The organism is Methylobacter sp. (genome assembly GCF_036845245.1).
Classification (GTDB): domain Bacteria; phylum Pseudomonadota; class Gammaproteobacteria; order Methylococcales; family Methylomonadaceae; genus Methylobacter_A.
Window position 1 is genome coordinate 68,062 of record NZ_DAIUEH010000020.1, and the last position, 18,164, is coordinate 86,225.

Annotated in this window: 17 protein-coding genes; 5 read left to right on the forward strand and 12 right to left on the reverse strand. The window is 45.8% G+C overall.

The features are described from left to right. The first annotated feature begins 398 nt into the window (after nucleotides 1-398). Nucleotides 399-1,403: a cytochrome-c peroxidase gene (locus V7051_RS10585; protein ID WP_333874882.1), complete on the forward strand. Its 1,005-nt coding sequence runs from the start codon at nucleotides 399-401 to the stop codon at nucleotides 1,401-1,403. Between the two features lie 51 nt (nucleotides 1,404-1,454). Here the strand turns inward: V7051_RS10585 and V7051_RS10590 are convergent, their stop codons facing one another. Beyond that, nucleotides 1,455-2,756, reverse strand: a complete 1,302-nt coding sequence (locus V7051_RS10590) for a hypothetical protein (RefSeq protein ID WP_333874881.1) — start codon at nucleotides 2,754-2,756, stop codon at nucleotides 1,455-1,457. A gap of 40 nt (nucleotides 2,757-2,796) precedes the next feature. Further along, nucleotides 2,797-4,296: an exopolyphosphatase gene (gene ppx, locus V7051_RS10595; protein WP_333874880.1), complete on the reverse strand. Its 1,500-nt coding sequence runs from the start codon at nucleotides 4,294-4,296 to the stop codon at nucleotides 2,797-2,799. Between the two features lie 129 nt (nucleotides 4,297-4,425). Between ppx and V7051_RS10600 the strand changes: the two genes are divergently transcribed. The 4 genes from V7051_RS10600 to V7051_RS10615 all read left to right on the forward strand — a co-directional run bounded on the left by V7051_RS10600 (nucleotide 4,426) and on the right by V7051_RS10615 (nucleotide 7,515). Then, a complete protein-coding gene (locus V7051_RS10600; protein WP_333874879.1) occupies nucleotides 4,426-5,367 on the forward strand; it encodes an ABC transporter ATP-binding protein in 942 nt (313 codons plus the stop codon). Beyond that, a complete protein-coding gene (locus V7051_RS10605; protein WP_333874878.1) occupies nucleotides 5,367-6,131 on the forward strand; it encodes an ABC transporter permease in 765 nt (254 codons plus the stop codon). The genes V7051_RS10600 and V7051_RS10605 overlap by 1 nt, the downstream gene beginning before the upstream one ends. Before the next feature lie 175 nt (nucleotides 6,132-6,306). Further along, nucleotides 6,307-7,089, forward strand: a complete 783-nt coding sequence (locus V7051_RS10610; protein WP_333874877.1) for a peptidoglycan-binding protein — start codon at nucleotides 6,307-6,309, stop codon at nucleotides 7,087-7,089. A gap of 99 nt (nucleotides 7,090-7,188) precedes the next feature. Beyond that, complete coding sequence (locus V7051_RS10615) at nucleotides 7,189-7,515, forward strand: hypothetical protein (protein ID WP_333874876.1); 327 nt, start codon at nucleotides 7,189-7,191, stop codon at nucleotides 7,513-7,515. A gap of 48 nt (nucleotides 7,516-7,563) precedes the next feature. On the opposite strand, the gene cpdA is transcribed toward V7051_RS10615, so the two are convergent. The 10 genes from cpdA to hemF all read right to left on the reverse strand — a co-directional run bounded on the left by cpdA (nucleotide 7,564) and on the right by hemF (nucleotide 17,837). Then, the gene (gene cpdA, locus V7051_RS10620) at nucleotides 7,564-8,367 is read right to left on the reverse strand and encodes a 3',5'-cyclic-AMP phosphodiesterase (protein ID WP_333874875.1); all 804 of its coding nucleotides are present in this window, start codon (nucleotides 8,365-8,367) and stop codon (nucleotides 7,564-7,566) included. Between the two features lie 8 nt (nucleotides 8,368-8,375). After that, nucleotides 8,376-9,692: an amino-acid N-acetyltransferase gene (gene argA / locus V7051_RS10625; RefSeq protein WP_333874874.1), complete on the reverse strand. Its 1,317-nt coding sequence runs from the start codon at nucleotides 9,690-9,692 to the stop codon at nucleotides 8,376-8,378. A 252-nt stretch (nucleotides 9,693-9,944) separates the two neighbouring features. Next, nucleotides 9,945-10,202: a Txe/YoeB family addiction module toxin gene (locus V7051_RS10630; protein ID WP_333874873.1), complete on the reverse strand. Its 258-nt coding sequence runs from the start codon at nucleotides 10,200-10,202 to the stop codon at nucleotides 9,945-9,947. Next, nucleotides 10,195-10,419: a DUF2281 domain-containing protein gene (locus V7051_RS10635; protein WP_333874872.1), complete on the reverse strand. Its 225-nt coding sequence runs from the start codon at nucleotides 10,417-10,419 to the stop codon at nucleotides 10,195-10,197. Before V7051_RS10635 ends, V7051_RS10630 begins: the two co-directional genes overlap by 8 nt. Nucleotides 10,420-10,554: 135 nt before the next feature. Beyond that, a complete protein-coding gene (locus V7051_RS10640; protein WP_333874871.1) occupies nucleotides 10,555-11,778 on the reverse strand; it encodes a PDDEXK-like family protein in 1,224 nt (407 codons plus the stop codon). 196 nt (nucleotides 11,779-11,974) lie between these two features. After that, the gene (gene ilvD, locus V7051_RS10645; protein WP_333874870.1) at nucleotides 11,975-13,663 is read right to left on the reverse strand and encodes a dihydroxy-acid dehydratase; all 1,689 of its coding nucleotides are present in this window, start codon (nucleotides 13,661-13,663) and stop codon (nucleotides 11,975-11,977) included. A gap of 127 nt (nucleotides 13,664-13,790) precedes the next feature. Next, on the reverse strand, nucleotides 13,791-14,462 hold the full coding sequence (locus tag V7051_RS10650) for a TIGR04211 family SH3 domain-containing protein (RefSeq protein ID WP_333874869.1): 672 nt from the start codon (nucleotides 14,460-14,462) through the stop codon (nucleotides 13,791-13,793). Nucleotides 14,463-14,604: 142 nt separating this feature from the next. Further along, nucleotides 14,605-15,513 carry an ornithine carbamoyltransferase gene (gene argF / locus V7051_RS10655; RefSeq protein WP_333874868.1) on the reverse strand — a complete coding sequence of 303 codons (909 nt, stop codon included), beginning with the start codon at nucleotides 15,511-15,513 and terminating at the stop codon, nucleotides 14,605-14,607. After that, nucleotides 15,503-16,690 (reverse strand): aspartate aminotransferase family protein, encoded by a 1,188-nt coding sequence (locus tag V7051_RS10660; RefSeq protein ID WP_333874867.1) that lies wholly within the window; start codon nucleotides 16,688-16,690, stop codon nucleotides 15,503-15,505. Before V7051_RS10660 ends, argF begins: the two co-directional genes overlap by 11 nt. Before the next feature lie 232 nt (nucleotides 16,691-16,922). Beyond that, complete coding sequence (hemF, locus tag V7051_RS10665; RefSeq protein WP_333874866.1) at nucleotides 16,923-17,837, reverse strand: oxygen-dependent coproporphyrinogen oxidase; 915 nt, start codon at nucleotides 17,835-17,837, stop codon at nucleotides 16,923-16,925. Between the last annotated feature and the right edge of the window lie 327 nt (nucleotides 17,838-18,164).

Sequence of the window (18,164 nt, forward strand, 5' to 3'; positions counted from 1 at the left end):
AGATGCTTTCCAGCCTGGCGCACCTGTTTTTCCACTTCCAAAGCACCCGTTCTCAGCCAACGGCTGTATAACCACATACAAATCACAGATAGCCGCCCCCCCATACCTCGTCATCGTTGATGCCGATTAACACAGTAAAGAACTGCAATATTCCCGGGCCATTCAGGCATTCGGATTTTTGATATATAACTAATCAAGGTATCAACTTGCCGCTCAGACAGGTTTGGCCTGTATTTTTTGAGGATGCAACATAACTATTGGCGGTTAAACCCGCGTAAGGAAATTTGGTTGTACCTTATCCGCTGCATATCTTACAATCCTATTGGATGTGCAGTAAGGCTACCGGCCTTTACGGTTCCTCTCACATTAATAACATTAATAATATTGGAGAGTATGGTATGTTTAAAATTCGTTCGCTGGTTACCGCGTTGGCGTTAGCAAGTTCAGTTTCAGTCGCTTCGGCCTGGGAAGCTTTGCCGACACAGGTTGATGCACCTGCTGATAACCCTACTACTGCGGCTAAAGTCGAGTTAGGTCAAATGCTCTATCATGATCCGCGTTTATCTTCTACCGGCACGGTTTCCTGTTCCTCTTGTCATAACACCATGTTGGGCGGTGAAGATAATAGAGCGACGGCTATGGGCGTTAACGGTCAAACAGGAGGACGCAGTGCACCGACAGTTTGGAATTCAGCGTTTAATGCAGTCCAATTTTGGGATGGCCGAGCGGCAAGCCTGGAAGACCAAGCGGCAGGCCCTGTAACCAATCCGATTGAAATGGGCATGAAAAACTGGGATGAGGTTGTCGCGCGCTTGAGGTCGATTGAAGGTTATAAGCTGCCTTTTGAACATGCTTTTGGTACGGATACCATTACTAAAGACGCTGTCACTAAAGCCATTGCGGCTTATGAAAGAACCTTGATTACGCCTAACAGTTCTTATGATAAGTATGTTGCCGGCGATAAATCAGCCTTATCGGCGCAACAGGTTCGCGGCATGGAGAAAGTTGCGGAATTAGGTTGCACCCATTGCCATAGCGGCCCGGCATTTAACGGTCCAGGCATGCTCCAGAAGTTCCCTGTAATCCCCAACGGCTATTTTGAAGCGCAACATCATTTCAGCAAGGATAAAGGTCTAGCGGAAGTCAGCAAAAATCCGACCGATGAACATTTGTGGAAGGTGCCGACTTTACGCAACATCGCTCTGACCGCACCTTATTTCCACAACGGTTCGGTTAAAACGTTGGACAAAGCGGTGACTTTGATGGCCAAGCTGCAATTGGGTAAGGATTTAACCAAAGAAGAAACTGCCGATATCGTGGCTTTTTTGAATGGCTTGACCGGCGAGTTTCCTAAACAAAAAATGCCGACTCTACCTAGCACACCGGATTCTACCTTTAATTAAACTTGATTCGGAAACAGCTGAAACATAAAAGGGAGCCAAGCGCTCCCTTTTTTATTCTATGCTGTAAATAGGTGTCGCTGAAATACGGGCATCGATTTGCTTTGAGAGTTCCTGGTAGACGGGGCTGTTTACCGATTCATAGCGTTGCTTAAAGTCTGCCTCATTCATGTGTTCCGGGAGATCTCGGGGATCGGGCATAAAATCGCTGTAATCTTTTATTCCGGACATGGCTTTTTGCATTTTCCGCGCATTTTCCGGCGATGATGTCGCCATTTCTCCAAAGCGTGTGCCGGCTTTATCGGCAGCCAAATCAATAAAACTGAAACCGCTGCCACCCTCTTGCGCGTCGCTTAACTCTTTTTCTTCTCCCGCAATCTGTGCAGCTTGTTTGTTGACCGATGCAGTCAGCGCAGCTGAGCCTATAAAATGTTGAGCCAGATCTATACGTTTATATAAAAAAGCCGAATATTGCTGCCCGGCCACCGGCGTGGAATCAGGTGTGGACAAGAGCTTTTTTGTCTCCTGTTTATTGACATAGTCATTGATCGCAGAAATAACAAACCTGTTTTCATCAATGGCGGTTTCCAGTGTAGAGCGCTGGTAAGCCAATTCAAACAATGGGCGTAATAAATCCGCCAGCGACAAGCGCCATTCCGGGTCATGTTTGGCAACGATATCAGCGAGTTTTTGCTGGTAAATATTCAACGTAGAATTGTCGCCGGTGTGAGTCAGGAAATTTCGCGCCTGGATCAATGTATCCTTGTTCGGATAATAAGTGATGGTGAGTTTTTCCGCGTCAATTTTAACCGCCTTCAGAGGCCGGGTTGCCAGAATGAAATATTCATTCAATGATGAATGCTGGATAAAGGTATCGATAACAAAAGCGGCCAATTTGGCCGGCAACAATAATTTTCCGGCTTTAAATTTGGTTATGACTGGAAGATCACTACCTTCAACATTACCTAATCTAAAGCTGATGTTTAAATACTTGCCCAGGCTGTTTGCAGGCAAAGTCATCGTGACTTTAAACCTCAATTCATCGTTTTTAAAATCCAAATCAGCCGCACTTTTGCTGTAGCGGTTTAACAAATAATTGCCGGCCAGATTGAGATCGGCTTCGTTTAGCTCAATGATAGCGATCTCGTCAGGTTTTGTTTTAGAACCTTCATGCAGGATCTTTTTTGCCCTGATCAGATCGTCGCGGGTAGGCGACCACCCCACTTGAAGCTCGGGTTTGTCGCCAATACCAAAAAAAACCAACATCACGCATAAAATTATCAGCGCACCAAAACAATATAACAAAATGCGTCCGACTGCATGGAGCAACGTAGCGGTACGCAGTGAATAATTCATAGAAGAGTGGCTGCCGAATAAAATCTTCATAATTTGGCGGTTAAGAAAACTCCAGTTTGAATCCCGCCGATTTTAAATAATCGGCTTCCTGAATTAAATCGGCATGGGTTAGCGGCGCCTGAGCCAGCCAATGATCCGGAAACTGCAAGCGGAGTTTTGATTTAGTTAACGCTATCTTAAAATCGGGCTTGTCGTTTTCCTGACGATTGCGATGCAACAATACCGATAACCGTAAAATAATGGTCAGATTGGGCGCGTCAACATTCCAGGGAAATGGCAACTGATTGAAAAGCGCGCGGGAAAATTTACGCCGATGTGATCTTACTATGGTCGACAACAACATCTGATCTTGCCTGGAAAAACCTGCAAAGTCCCCGTTCTCAATGACATACGCGCTGTGTTTATGGTATTGGCTATGGGCGATATCTTGGCCGATCTCATGCAGGTCTGCTGCCCAGTTTAAAAATTGTTCAACGTGTTCGTAGTTAGGCCCCCAGAAATCATCACCCAATTGATCCAAAATATAACTGATCGTCCGCTTAACGCGAGCCGCATGTTCTTTATCGATGTGGTAGCGATCAGCCAAGGCATGCACGGTTGCGGAGCGAATATCGTGATCGTAAAGCCGGCCCAGTAAATCCTGAATGAGGCCTTCCCTAAGCGCTCCATCAGAAACGGTCATTTGTTCAATGCCCAGGCTTTTGAAGGTGGCATAAATGATCGCTACACCGCCTGGAAATACAGGAAGACGCTCAGGATCGAGTTCAGGCAGATTAAGCTCGCTCACATGATTGCACAAGTTCAGATGGGCGACAAGTTGCTCCAGGCCCTGCATGGTTATGCCATTATTGCTCCAGTTTTTAGCCTTAAGCACTTTATCAATAGCTTTTAAACTGCCTGATGCGCCGATGGCTTCGTCCCAGTTCTTGCGCTGAAATTCTTTCTGGATCGGTTCAAGCTGTTGTTCGGCGAACAAAGTTGCCCGAGTGAATGCACTCCTGGATAACTTACCGTCTTTAAAAAAGGCATTACTGACCACTACGCAACCCATGGGCGTACTTTCTTTGACTCTGGGCGTATCGCCTGAACCTATGATGTATTCGGTGCTGCCGCCGCCTATATCCATCACCAGACGCAAATTAGCGTTGCTGCCCAGGCTGTGTGCAACGCCCTGATAGATCAATCGGGCTTCTTCTACGCCGGAAATAATGTGAATAGGATGGTTTAACGCTTTTTCAGCCTTCTCCAAAAACTGTTGTGAATTTTTAGCTTGCCGCAATGTACTGGTACCGACAACGCGGACGCTTCCAGGCGGAAAATCACGGATCCTTTGTCCAAACCGTTCCAAACATCCTAAAGCCCTTTCCTGAGTATCAGTATCGAGATAATTCCTTTGGTCCAGGCCAGACGCTAGCCTCACCATTTCTTTAAGACGATCGAGAGTTTGTAAATTACCGTTAGTTAAACTGCAAACAATCATGTGAAAACTGTTAGACCCTAAGTCTACAGCGGCAACGGTTTCGGGAGGTTTCTTCAGCACGAGCTATCCAGTTTTGTCTATGAAGCGTGTTAATATCTGATAAAATCACACGGTTTTAACCATCCAAACCTATGGATGAAGCACGTAATTTAACTTATTTAAAGGCTTCCGTTAAGTGTTAGTTTCAGCATGAATGCATTATCCCTGCGTAATCTCAGAAAAACCTATAATAATGGCTTCGAAGCCTTAAAAGGCATTGATCTTGATGTTGAGGCCGGTGATTTCTTTGCCTTGCTAGGGCCAAACGGCGCCGGAAAGTCAACGGCAATAGGCATTATCAGCTCGCTGATCAATGAATCCAGCGGCTCAGTCAGTATCTTCGGACATGACTTAAGACGTGAGCGGGCCTTAGCCAAAAGCTGTATCGGCCTGGTTCCGCAAGAAGTCAATTTTAATCAGTTCGATACCGTCAAGAGTATTTTACTCAATCAGGCCGGCTATTACGGAACGCCGCGCAAACTTGCGCTGCAACGTACCGAATACTGCCTTAAGCAAATGGATTTATGGGACAAGCGCGATACCGTTTCCAGGCGCCTGTCAGGCGGCATGAAACGCAGGGTCATGATAGCCCGCGCCATGGTTCATGCACCCAAGCTATTGATTCTTGATGAACCGACCGCAGGCGTCGATATAGAAATACGCCGCTCCATGTGGCAAATGATGCAGGAAGTCAATCAGCAAGGCACGACTATCATTTTAACCACGCACTATCTGGAAGAAGCGGAAAGCCTGTGCCGCAATATCGCTATTATCAATGACGGACGGATTGTCGAAAATTCCGATATGGCAAGTTTACTAGCGAGACTGCATATAGAGCATTTTATATTGGATTTGGCTCAACCTATTGCTGCGGCGCCGGTCATTGAAGGCTGTCAAATCGAGCTAATAACCGACAAAACACTTAATGTTGCCGTACCTAAAGAGCATGGACTTAACAAGCTATTCAGCGAGTTAAGCGCTCAGAACATCGAAGTCACCAGCTTAAAAAACAAGACTAATCGACTGGAACAGTTATTTATGGATTTGATTGACTCAAACGTCGCAGACTCAAAAGCAACAGGTGCTAAATAATGAATTACTCTATTGCTTTTAGAACCATCGTTATCAAGGAAATATTCCGGTTTATCCGTATCTGGCCGCAAACACTGCTGCCTCCGGCCATTACCACAGCGCTGTATTTCCTGATTTTCGGCAAGCTGATCGGCGATCGTATCGGCACTATCAGCGGTGCCAGCTACATGGATTACATCGTTCCCGGTATTATTTTAATGTCGGTTATCAGTCATTCGTATGCCAATGTCGTATCTTCGTTTTACTCAACCAAATTCCAGCGCAATATTGAAGAATTACTGGTTGCTCCGATACCCAATTGGGTGATTCTGGGTGGGTATGTAGGCGGCGGCATTATCCGCGGATTACTGGTCGGTATTGTTGTAACGTTAATTTCTTTGTTATTTACGGATATTAAGGTTAATAATATCGGCATTGCCTTATCAATTGCCCTACTGACAGCCACTGTATTTTCTTTGGCGGGCTTTATCAATGCGATACTCGCAGAAAGTTTTGACGACATTTCGATTATCCCGAACTTTGTATTAACCCCGTTAAGCTATCTGGGAGGGGTTTTCTATTCGGTAAATATGCTACCGGAATTGTGGCAGATAATCTCGATGGGGAATCCGATTTTATATATGATCAATGCCTTTCGTTACGGTTTGATAGGCGTGACCGATGTTGATATTCAAACGACCTTCATCATTACCGGCGGCTTCATTATTACCCTGACATTATTCAGCCTTTACCTTTTGTATAAAGGCATCGGCATAAAGAATTAATAGAGCGGCCGCTCAAACCGGACGTTTTAGAAAAAACGGTTGTTTCTCCGTATTTAATAAGCTGTAACTTCCCGCACCACCGTAGTAAAAAGCATTGCATACACCCCTAATAGCAATATCAGGGCATATGCAATGCGCTTATCCGTTATTTAAAACAATCAACAGGAAAGATGTCATGTTATTAAAAAAAGGTTCAACAGGTGATGATGTTAAAAAACTCCAAACTCGGTTAGCTTTAACTGCCGACGGCATTTTCGGGTCAGGTACCGAAGCCAGCGTAAAAACTTGGCAATCGCAAAATGGTTTGACTGCCGATGGCATTGTAGGTGACGCCACATGGGCAACACTATTTCCTGTATCGTCAACAGGCGTTAACCTGGACAATCTTAAAGGACATGTTCCCGATGAAGTTATTGCCCAGATCCCTTCTATAGCCGCTATAACCAATGCCTTAAGATTAGCGCATTTCCTTGCGCAATGCGCTCACGAGAGTGGCGGCTTTAAGGTGGTTTATGAAAATTTGAATTATTCGGCCGATGGCCTGAAAGCAACATTTCCCAAATACTTTCCTGAACCCTTAAACGAAACTTATGCAAGAAATCCAGCCAAGATTGGCGCTAGAGTTTATGCCGACAGAATGGGCAATGGCGACGAAGCGAGCGGTGACGGTTATACATTCAGGGGACGAGGTTATATCCAATTAACAGGCAAGTTGAATTACGCCAGCTTTGGTAAAGAGGTCAATAAAGATACCGTTGCCAACCCGGATTTAGTAGCCACTCAATATCCGCTGGCCTCCGCAGGATTTTTCTTTGATTCAAATAACATATGGACTGTCTGCGACGGCGGCTCAACAGATACTGTAATAACATCTGTCACCAAAAAAGTTAATGGCGGAACAAATGGCTTGGATGACCGTACCAAGCTTTTTAAAGAATATTACGCATTATTAAGTTAGCGTATTGCGACCGACGCATCCATAATAACAATCCAGTAAAATATATTTCCATTTGTTCAAATTGTAGATGCCCGGTCCAATCTTTTTTCCGGAGGGAAAATGATTAAACATGCCATTCTGATCTTATTTTTGGTTACATCGGGATTTGCATCCGCTGAACCTGTACATCATTGTTCGACAGAGGCCATCGCTCAAGCCAAAAAGCTGCTGGATTTCCACTTTGGATTAGATGACAGAACCGAAATCGATAAGCATGTTACCGTGCTTAAGCCGATAAAAAATCCTGCCGGGAAAGGCAAGTTTGACGTTCTGGAAATATATGGACATATATACAAAGGCACCTATCGGATGCACTTTATTTATGCTCAAACAGATAATCAATGCCTGCTCGTCGGACAGGAAATTCTGGAGATAACTAATTTGTAAATCGGCAACGGGTTAGCCGGATCACCGGCCTATTTTCACATCCTGTTTTCAATATCCATGTGTACTTACTTGTAACTCGGTCAATGGCCGCGGCAAACGGACAACCTCCGATTCAACCCGGCCATCGGCATACAATTCGATTAACCGATAACCCGGAGCCGTGTCGCTGACACTGAACTCTGTAGTTTCAGGTGAAAACTGAAAGCAGGTGGAAGGCGAGCCCAATACCCGAAAAGTTGCTGTCTTCACATCCATGACTTGATGGATATGGCCGGTAATCATGACTTTTACTTGCGGATATTTGCTTACTATCGCCAATAATTCCCGGCTGTTTTCTATAATCATCGTATCCATCCAGGGACTTTTAGTTTCCAGGAAATGATGATGTACTGCGATAAGCGCATGATAATCCGGATTTTCAGTTAAGCAGTTTTCAAGAAACTCCAATTCTTCTTTTGACAAACGACCGCCCGGCTCTTCAGGTATCCGGCTGTTCAAGCTAATCAATTGCCAATTATCCAGCTTAACCTGTTTGCGGCAGTTAATCCTGTCGGTATTTAGGATCTGTTGCATCAGCTCATAATCATCATGATTACCGGGCAGGCAGATGCAGGGTGTTTCACAGGCTTCAAGGCGGGTTAAGATGCGCTGGTAGCTTTCCGGGCAAGGATTCTGGGCCAAATCACCGGTCAACATAATCAAATCGAAATGCTGTTTTCCAGCAAGGGCCTGCTCAAGACAGGCATGGAAATAATGCTCGGTATTGATCCCCAGTAATTTATCTTCCGGCGCCCGCAAAATATGCAGGTCGGATAATTGCAGGATTGATATACAGGCCGCGTTATTAGTCATGGTAAATATTATGCAATGTCTTTATAAAGAACTTTAGAGTTTCTTTGCGGGTTATATAATACCTTGAGCTGATCGGGAAGATCGCTAATATCCGACGATAAAAATCCCCGTTCAATAAACCAGTGCATGGTTTGCGTAGATAACACAAATAACTTTTTAAGCCTGAGCTCCCCTGCCCTGCGATAAACATATTCAAGCATGCGATTGCCCCGACGCGAGCCCTGATAATCAGAATGAACGGCAAGACAGGCAATCGCACCAAAGCGGTTTTTCGCATCCGGATGCAGTGCGGTACAGCCGATAATCAGGCCATCACGTTCGATAACAATATAGTCGGCGATTTCCATTTCAATTTTTTCCCTGGAGCGCTTGGCCAACTTGCCTTGCTGTTCCAGAGGCTTGATCAACTCCAAAATGCCGCCTATGTCGTTCAACGTGGCCGGGCGCAACTCTTCAAAAGCCGTGGAGCTGATCAACGTACCGATGCCGTCACGACTGAATAATTCAAGCAGCAATGCACCGTCGATAGCCCGGTTAATCAAATGCACGCGGTCGATGCCGGATTGGCAGCTTTGCATCGCGGCTTTGAGCGGCAAGCTGATGTTGGTGGATATATCAGGATGTTGCTGCAAGAAAGTATCGGCTTCAGCGGTGGTCATTTGCTGGATTTGTTCGCCGTTATCGGGATTGCAGCAGCTTTGTTCGGTTAACAAAACCAGTTTTTCGGCTTTTAACGCAATCGAAACCGCCGTGGCAACTTGCTCGGCCGACAAATTAAAGACTTCCCCGCTCGGCGAATAACCGACCGGCGAGATTAACACCACATTGTCCTGATCGAGCTGCTGATGAATCGCCGCGCTGTCGACTCGGCGAACTTCGCCGGTATGGCAGTAATCAATACCATCAATCACTCCTATCGGTTTGGCGACGACAAAATTGCCCGAAGCCACCTTGATCTTGGCTCCCGACATCGGCGAGTTAGCCAGCCCCATCGATAACAGCGCTTCAATTTCCACGCGGACCAATCCGGCGGCTTCTTTAACGCATTGCAATGCCACATCGTCGGTAATGCGCAAGTTATTGTGAAAGAGGGCCTGAACATCGAGCTTGGCAAGCCGCTGGTCAATCTGCGGGCGTATGCCGTGAACCAAAACCAGGCGTATACCCAGGCTATTAAGTAAGGCGAAGTCGTGAACGTGGTGATCGAAATCATCAGCCAGCACCGCTTCGCCACCAAAGGAAATAACAAAGGTTTTGTTACGGTGGGCGTGAATATAAGGGGATGAGTCCCTAAACCAGCTGACGAAGGATTTTTGTGGTTCCATGGTTTGTTAATCAAGAATGTTATTGGCTAATTGTTCCCAAGCTACAGAGACTGTGAAAGTATTATTTCATTTGTTATCAATTGGTTATATTAATATTATCGAGAAGAAGTGCCAGTCTTGGCTATTTTTTGAGATTTTTAGCCAAAACTAGCGATACAACTATTTGATTTTAAATATGAATAATACTTTCACAGTCTCTACAACGTGGGAATTCGGTGCTAGAGCTTGGGAATCGAATCAGAGCAACCAAATTCAATCGCCATAGTGATAACGGCATTGAGCAATGATAATTTTTTTGCCGTTCACCGAATATATAAGCCGGTGTTCTTCATCAATACGGCGTGACCATAACCCCGTCAATCCGTGGCGCAAAGCTTCAGGCTTACCAATGCCATCGAATGGGTCGCGTTGAATATCTCTGATTAACTGATTGATACGTTTAATCTTGGTCTTGTCGGTTTGCTGCCAAAACAGGTAATCTTCCCATCCTTGCTGCTCGAAACTAATCATCAGGCAGCAATTCCCGTATTTCAATGCATCGTCCCGCCCGGATATTTTCTGCCGCCGCCAGCAGTCTTCGGGCATTAGCCGGTTCTTGCAAAAGATAGGCGGTTTCGCTTTCGCCCCGGCGCTTGGTTTCCAAAAACTCCATGAAATCCAAAATTTCCCGCGCCTCTGCTTCGGGCAATGCCTTTGCTTTTTGGTAAATTAATTCCGCTGTATTCATTATGTCGCCCTCGTTTCAGTCAGATATGCGCAATATTTTGCTAGTTTTCAAGTTTCAGCGTATATGTCGGGTACGTTATCTCGCTACTCTCAATAAGCTAACCCGACCTACGGAACTAAAGCCCATCCTACCGCATTAGATTGAAAGTTCAGCTTGATCAATAATTTCTTCTGATTCATGTGCCAACGCCACAATTTCATCTATGACTCTCTTAGCCATTTCTCCAGACTGAATATCAAGCCAAGGCTCAATATTATTCCACCACTCAAAATATGGCGAAGGAAAATTCAGATACCAAGGCCACCATGAACTTCTTAACCCTGACTTATTTAATTTTTCATTCAAATTTTTAAGAGCGTCCTCAGGCAAATCAGGAATATTGTCATCCTCTTTACGAACCCCAAAAGCCAGCCCAATACATTGATTTTTGTCGAATTCTATTGCTAGGAAATAATTTTTCCACTCTAGCTTATGAAATTTAAAAGGATTCCGCTTACACGACCAATAACTAAAATTTTTATCCGGTGTAAATTTCCAGCCTGGGAGAGCATCTTTAAATTGTGTTTCTAAATCTGTTACAAATTTTTTGAGCAACTCTTCTTTTATAGCTGTCATTTGTTGCCCAATGGCAAGTGCCAATTCTAGGTTTTCGCTTTTTAAGGCGAAATCTCTTATCAAATTAGCATCTACCATGTCTGTTTCTCCCAAAAATTCACTTTTACAATAACTAATAAAATCGCGTAAAAAATGCCGCACATGATCCGCTTGACATTGTGCCTCGCACTTTTTTAGCCATCCCACAATCTGACCAAAATTTATTTTTTTGTATTGGTTATTTTCTTCCCACGTCTCAAGCTGAGCTGGAGATGCACTATCATCATTAGGATCTGAATCATCTCCAGACAGATATATCAAACACCACTTTTCAAACTTAGCGTCCATTTGCTTAGCGTAATCAATAAGCTGCTGAAATTGGTCATATGCCCAAGGCTTGTTTTCTATGGCAACCCCGAAGTGATCACCAAAATTGATTTCAATATCAATACGCCGCGATCTGTTTTCTATCCTGTCTGTAGAAACTTCACAGCCAACTTTAATGTTACGCGTATTATTTGGGTAAGTGAGGTCTATTTCCGCGAAAAGTAGTTGTAGAAAAATATCGCCTTGTTCGTGATCTCCTTGCGGATTTAGCAGCACAGCCAGAATTTCGGATAGTTTCATTTCATCTGGACGGATGAACTTAAAGCTATTAAATCGAGGGGCTAACTTGGGGGCAAAGTAAGCATAATTATCCGAAAATGCCTTGTGTTTCTCCCGTAATACAGAAAATAATTGATTTAACATTGCTTCGTCACTCATGAATACTCCAAGATATCTAGCACGTAGCTCATAAGCATTTTCACGTTAGCGTGCAGGATGAGAAGTAGAGCGGTAGCAAAACCCACTATCAATGAAACGATGGGCTTCCTTACGTCAGCCCATCCTACGGATTTTTTCTTCGTGTTCTTCGTGTTCTTCGTGTTCTTCGTGTCTTCGTGGTGAAGACCCAAATACATCAATCCAAATTATCCGTTACCGCGCCTAACGAAGCCGAACTCACCAATTTGGCATATTTCGCCAACACGCCACGGGTATAACGCGGCGCTGGTTGTTTCCACTTTTCAAGACGACGGGCGATTTCATGTTCATTAACATGCAGTTTCAGCTCGTTGTTTTCCGCGTCGATGGTGATGGTATCGCCATTCTCGACGATCGCCAGCGCGCCGCCGACATAGGCTTCAGGTGTGATATGCCCGACCACGAAACCGTGGGTGCCGCCGGAAAACCGGCCATCGGTAATTAACGCCACTTCCTTGCCCAAACCTTTGCCCATGACCGCCGAAGTAGGAGACAGCATTTCCCGCATACCGGGGCCGCCTTTCGGGCCTTCGTAGCGGATGACGATGACATCGCCTTTAACAATATCGCCGTTCAAGATGCTTTGCAGTGCCTGCTCTTCGGCTTCGAACACTTTGGCTGTACCGGTAAATACCAATCCTTCTTTGCCGGTGATTTTGGCAACCGAACCGCCGGAGGCCAGATTGCCGTATAAGATAACCAAATGACTGTCTTTCTTGATCGGTTTATCCAGCGAGTGAATCACTTCCTGATCTTCGGGATACGGCTTTACATCGGCCAAATTTTCGGCCAGCGTACGACCGGTAACGGTTAAACAATCGCCGTGCAGCAAGCCTTTATCCAGCAGGATTTTCATCAACGGTTGAATACCGCCGATTTCGATCAATTCGGTCATCAGGTAACGGCCGCTGGGTTTCAAGTCTGCCAACATAGGCACATGTTTACCGATGCGGGTGAAGTCGTCCAGAGTAATATCGACGCCGGTTGCGTTCGCCATCGCCAGGATATGCAATACCGCATTGGTCGAACCTCCGAGTGCAATGACTACGGTAATCGCGTTCTCGAACGCGGCTTTGGTCATGATGTCACGGGGTTTGATGTCTTTTTTCAACAGCTCCAACACCGCAGCACCGGCGCGTTCGCAATCCAGGCGCTTGTCATTCGAAATAGCTGCCTGGGCGGAACTGTTTGGCAAGCTCATACCCAACGCCTCAATAGCTGAAGCCATCGTGTTAGCCGTATACATGCCGCCGCAGGAACCTGCCCCCGGAATAGCTTTGGCTTCAATTTCGGCCAGTTCGGCATCATCGATCTGGTTATTAGCTCTGGCTCCGACCGCTTCGAATACCGAAACCACATCCAGCTTTTTGTCTTTGTGACAGCCGGGCATAATGGTTCCACCGTAAACAAAAACAGCCGGACGGTTTAAACGTGCCAAAGCGATCATGCAGCCGGGCATATTTTTATCGCAGCCGCCGATTGCGACGACACCGTCAAAACCCTGGCAACCGACCACGGTTTCAATCGAGTCGGCAATCACTTCGCGGGATACCAGCGAATATTTCATGCCTTCGGTGCCCATCGAAATACCGTCGGAAATCGTGATGGTGTTGAAGATAACAGCTTTACCGTCGGCATTGTTAACGCCGACAGCTGCGGCATCGGCCAACTGATTGATGTGCATATTGCAAGGCGTAACCATGCTCCAGGTTGAAGCAATGCCTATTTGCGGCTTATTGAAGTCTTCATTGTTAAAACCGACTGCATGCAACATCGCGCGGCTCGGTGCGCGCTCCATGCCGTCAACAACCAGGGAAGAAAAAGTTCGGGTGTTTTTGTCACTCATGTGAGCGTTTCCTAAAGGTTAGTAAGGTACGCTACGTGTACCTTGTTGAGTTTATTGCGTAATTGAAACACATACGCACAGCGTACCCTAAGGCACGGCTAAAGGCGTGAACGTGCTGTATCTCTTTTCAATACGAATCCCAGCTGCTTCTGCTACGACGCCAGCTGAGCTTAGGCAAAATAAATCCTAAAATAACACCGACAAGAGCAAGGATGCCGCCGTATAAAAACCAGTCTTGGTTCGCAGTGTCTTGCAAAGCCTGATTTTCAAGCTTGAATTGTTGCAATTCCCGTTCAACATTAACTACGCGTTCTTGAAGTTCATCACGCTGGTTTTTTAATTCTATTGTGCTGGCCGCTGTTTTTTTCAATTCACTGAGTTCCCGGTTTAGCTGATCCCTCTCTGTCGCCAAGGACTGCTCAAGAGACGTTCCCGGCGTAATAGTCTCTTTTACCGCGGCTAACTCAGCCTTAAGAGAGGCATTTTCAGACTGTAACGACGCCAGATTTTTATTTGCGCTGTCCAGTTGAGATCGACTGGGCGGTTCCTTCATGGTGTTACGAATCGGCATGTAACCTTCCGTACCGTCATTCAGGCGAACATGAGCAAACCCGGTACTTTTATTTTCTTCTATTATCGTAAGTGGGGTGCCGGTCGCAAGCAGCTTTACAACCTTACTGCTGTTATTTTCTTCGCTCCTGAGTGATAAATTCAAATTATCGGTAACATAGACGGTTTCAGCTTGAGCCGAGCCAAAAGTTACCAGTAGGATAAAAAACGAGCTTAGTATTTTTTTCACTTGAATCTCTATTTATTGGTCGTAGGACGACTGCCAGGGATGGCGGAAGTGCCGCAAGCGCTAGGAAATCTTGCGACAACCGACTGCCACGAATAATGAAAGTGTCGTGAGCGATAAGGAACCGATACGACTAAGGTTAATTCTAACGTGATTTTTTGCACAGGAGAAATTCCAGCAGTGCCTTTTGAGCATGCAGGCGATTTTCGGCCTCATCAAAGATAACGCTTTGAGAACCGTCAATCACTTCGGCGCTGACTTCCTCCCCTCGGTGGGCGGGCAAACAGTGCATAAACAGCGCATCGCTATGTGCCGCTTTCATAACCTCGGCGTTGACCTGATAATTCTTGAAGGCCATTTCACGTTGTTTTTGTTCTTCTTCTTGCCCCATGCTGGCCCAAACATCAGTGACCACCAAATCCGAATTCTGGGCCGCAGCCAGAGGCGTATCAAAGAATCGGACGCGCTCTCCGGCAGCTTCAACGATCTCGGTCAACGGCTGATAGTCTTTTGGGCTGGCGATGTTCAAAGTGAAATCCAGCACCATTGCCGCATGGATATAGGAATGGCACATATTATTGCCGTCACCGATCCAGGTTACTGTTTTACCCTTAATATCGCCACGATGTTCAAAATAAGTCTGCATATCCGCCAATAATTGACAAGGATGCTGTAAATCAGTCAAGCCGTTGATCACAGGAACACTTGAATATTGTGCGAATGTGGTTACCGTTTCGTGCTTATCGGTTCTAAGCATGATGCAATCGACCATACTGGATATGACTTTGGCGCTGTCTTGCAGCGGTTCGCCCCGACCCAACTGGGTATCTCTGGGCGATAAAAATAATGCGCTGCCGCCGAAATGGCTCATGCCGGATTCAAACGAAATACGGGTGCGTGTCGATGATTTTTCAAAAATCATCGCCAAAACCTGGCCTTTTAACGGTTGATAATCAGGATCGCGGTTATTTTTTAGGACAATGCCTCTATTGATCAAGCTACGGAATTCGTCGCCGGATAAGTCAAGCAGGCTGATAAAATGTCTAGGATTCATAGGGAGTGTCTGTATGCTTATGAATAAGAGCCGATAAGGTTTCTACGAGTTGAGTGATTTGTTGCTGATCAATAATCAATGGCGGCAGCAAACGAATAGTTTTTTCGCTAGTGACATTAATCAACAAGTTATTTTGCAACGCAGCTTGTACTAACTCAGTACATGGGCGGTCGAGTTCAATGCCGATCATCATGCCTTTATGACGAATATCGACAACATGAGCATTACCGAGTAACTGTTCTTTAAACGCCGAGCAGATAGCATCGCCTTTTTGTGCGGCCTGATCGATCAGGTTTTCAGCGTCCAATGTCGCCAATACCGCTAAAGCCGCGCTACAGGCTAACGGATTGCCGCCAAAGGTAGAGCCGTGATTGCCGGCAGTGAATAACTTGGCGGCTTTGCCCCGTGCCAGACAAGCGCCGATGGGGACGCCATTGCCCAAGGCTTTAGCCAGTGTGCAGACATCGGGCAGTATCGCGTTGTGCTGGAAAGCGAGAAATTTGCCGGTACGGCCTACGCCGGTCTGGATTTCATCAAGCATCATCAGCAGGTTATGCCGGTCGCACAGGCTGCGGATTTGGTTAAGATAATCGACAGCGGGAATATTGACGCCGCCCTCCCCTTGTATCGGTTCCACCAAAACAGCGACAACATTTTTATGCAGTCCAATCGCTTGTTCTATTGCGTTGACGTCGTTATACGGTACCCGAATAAAGCCTTCAACCAAAGGCGCAAAGCCTTGCTGGATTTTAGCGTTACCGGAAGCACTCAGCGTTGCCAACGTACGTCCATGAAAACTTTTTTCCATGACAATAATCGCCGGGTTCTCTATACCTTGTTCGTAACCGTATTTACGCGCCAGTTTAATTGCAGCTTCATTAGCTTCCGCACCGGAATTGCAGAAAAAAACATTATCCATGCCGCTCATTTCAGTCAGCTTGTCAGCCAGCTGTTCCTGAACGGCGATACCATACAGATTCGATGTATGCAGTAGTTTTTCGCTTTGTTTGCAGATAGCTTGATGCACGGCAGGATGAGCATGGCCCAAGCTGCACACCGCTATGCCGGATACCGCATCCAGATAGCGATTATTGTTTTCATCAAATAACCATGCACCTTCTCCCCGTTCGAAGGTAATGGGCAAGCGTCCGTAGGTTGGCATAATGTGGCTAGTCATTGTTTCTGTTCAAAGTTTAAGGAATACAAGCCACAATCTGAGGCCCGTTAAAAAAATGCTCGATTATAGGTTTCAATTTAGTCCCAGGCAAGTTCTAATAATTAAGCAGGAAGTATTAAACATATCACCACGAAGGCACGAAGAACACGAAGAAAAAACCCAGCAAAAACTTCGTGTACTTCGTGCCTTCCTGGTAAAAATCCTTTAATTTGCGATATCTTTTATTTACCAGTCAATCACCCAGCCAGTTCTGCGGCTTTAGATATTGCTCATAAAGCATGGCTTCCGCACTACCGGCCTCAGGTTGCCAGTTGTATTTCCAGTGAGCTACCGGCGGCATTGACATTAAAATAGATTCAGTACGCCCGCCGGATTGCAATCCAAACAACGTGCCTCGGTCATAAACTAGGTTAAATTCAACATAACGCCCCCGGCGGTAGAGCTGGAAGTCCCGTTCCCTGTCGCCATAAGGCGTATCCTTGCGTTTTTGCATGATAGGCAGATAAGCATCTATATAATGATTGCCCACGCTTTGCATAAAAGCAAAAGACCGCTCAAAACCCCATTCATTCAAATCATCAAAGAACAGCCCGCCTACGCCACGGGTTTCGTTTCTGTGTTTAAGGAAAAAATACTCGTCGCACCATTTTTTATACGTCGGGTAAATATCATCGCCGAACGGCTGACAAGCGGCGCGGGCGGTTTGATGCCAGTGCAGCACATCTTCTTTAAACGGGTAAAAAGGCGTTAAGTCAAAACCACCGCCAAACCACCAGATGCTCGGCTCTCCCGTTTTTTCCGCGATTAAAAACCGCACATTGGCATGCGATGTCGGTACATAAGGGTTATTCGGATGAATAACCAGCGATACCCCCATCGCCTGAAACTGCCGATCTGCAAGTTCCGGACGTTTAGCCGTTGCCGAAGGAGGAAGCTTAAAGCCGGATACATGAGAAAAGTTTACACCGCCCTGTTCGATGACCTGCCCATTAGCCAAAACACGCGTTCTACCGCCGCCACCTTCAGCTCTATCCCAAAGATCTTCAACAAATCGGGCTTCAGGCTCTAAGCCTTCCAGCGCCATGCAGATCTGGTCTTGCAGATTAAGAAGATAGTTTTTTACTTCGGTGATGTTGTCAGTATTCATACGCAGGGTCGGTGTTGAATTTTAAATGCCAGTCCAGAGTCGTAATAATATCATCTCTATAATTTGATACGTCAGTAAAAGCATTGTCATGTTTTTTTAATGAGCAATCGAGAACCCGTTTTCTATTCTATCCAGTGCTATTACCTACAATGCTTTGCCGAACTTAGGTAGAATATTATTTCAGCAATCGATTTGATAACTAAAAATGGCACAGATAAAAAAATCGGAAAATATTCCAAAAACAATGCAGGAAAAATACAAGGCTATTGTAGAAGTCAAAAACCTCCGGCAAAGCCGGAGGCTTGAAAATGTGAACCGCTCAAAGCG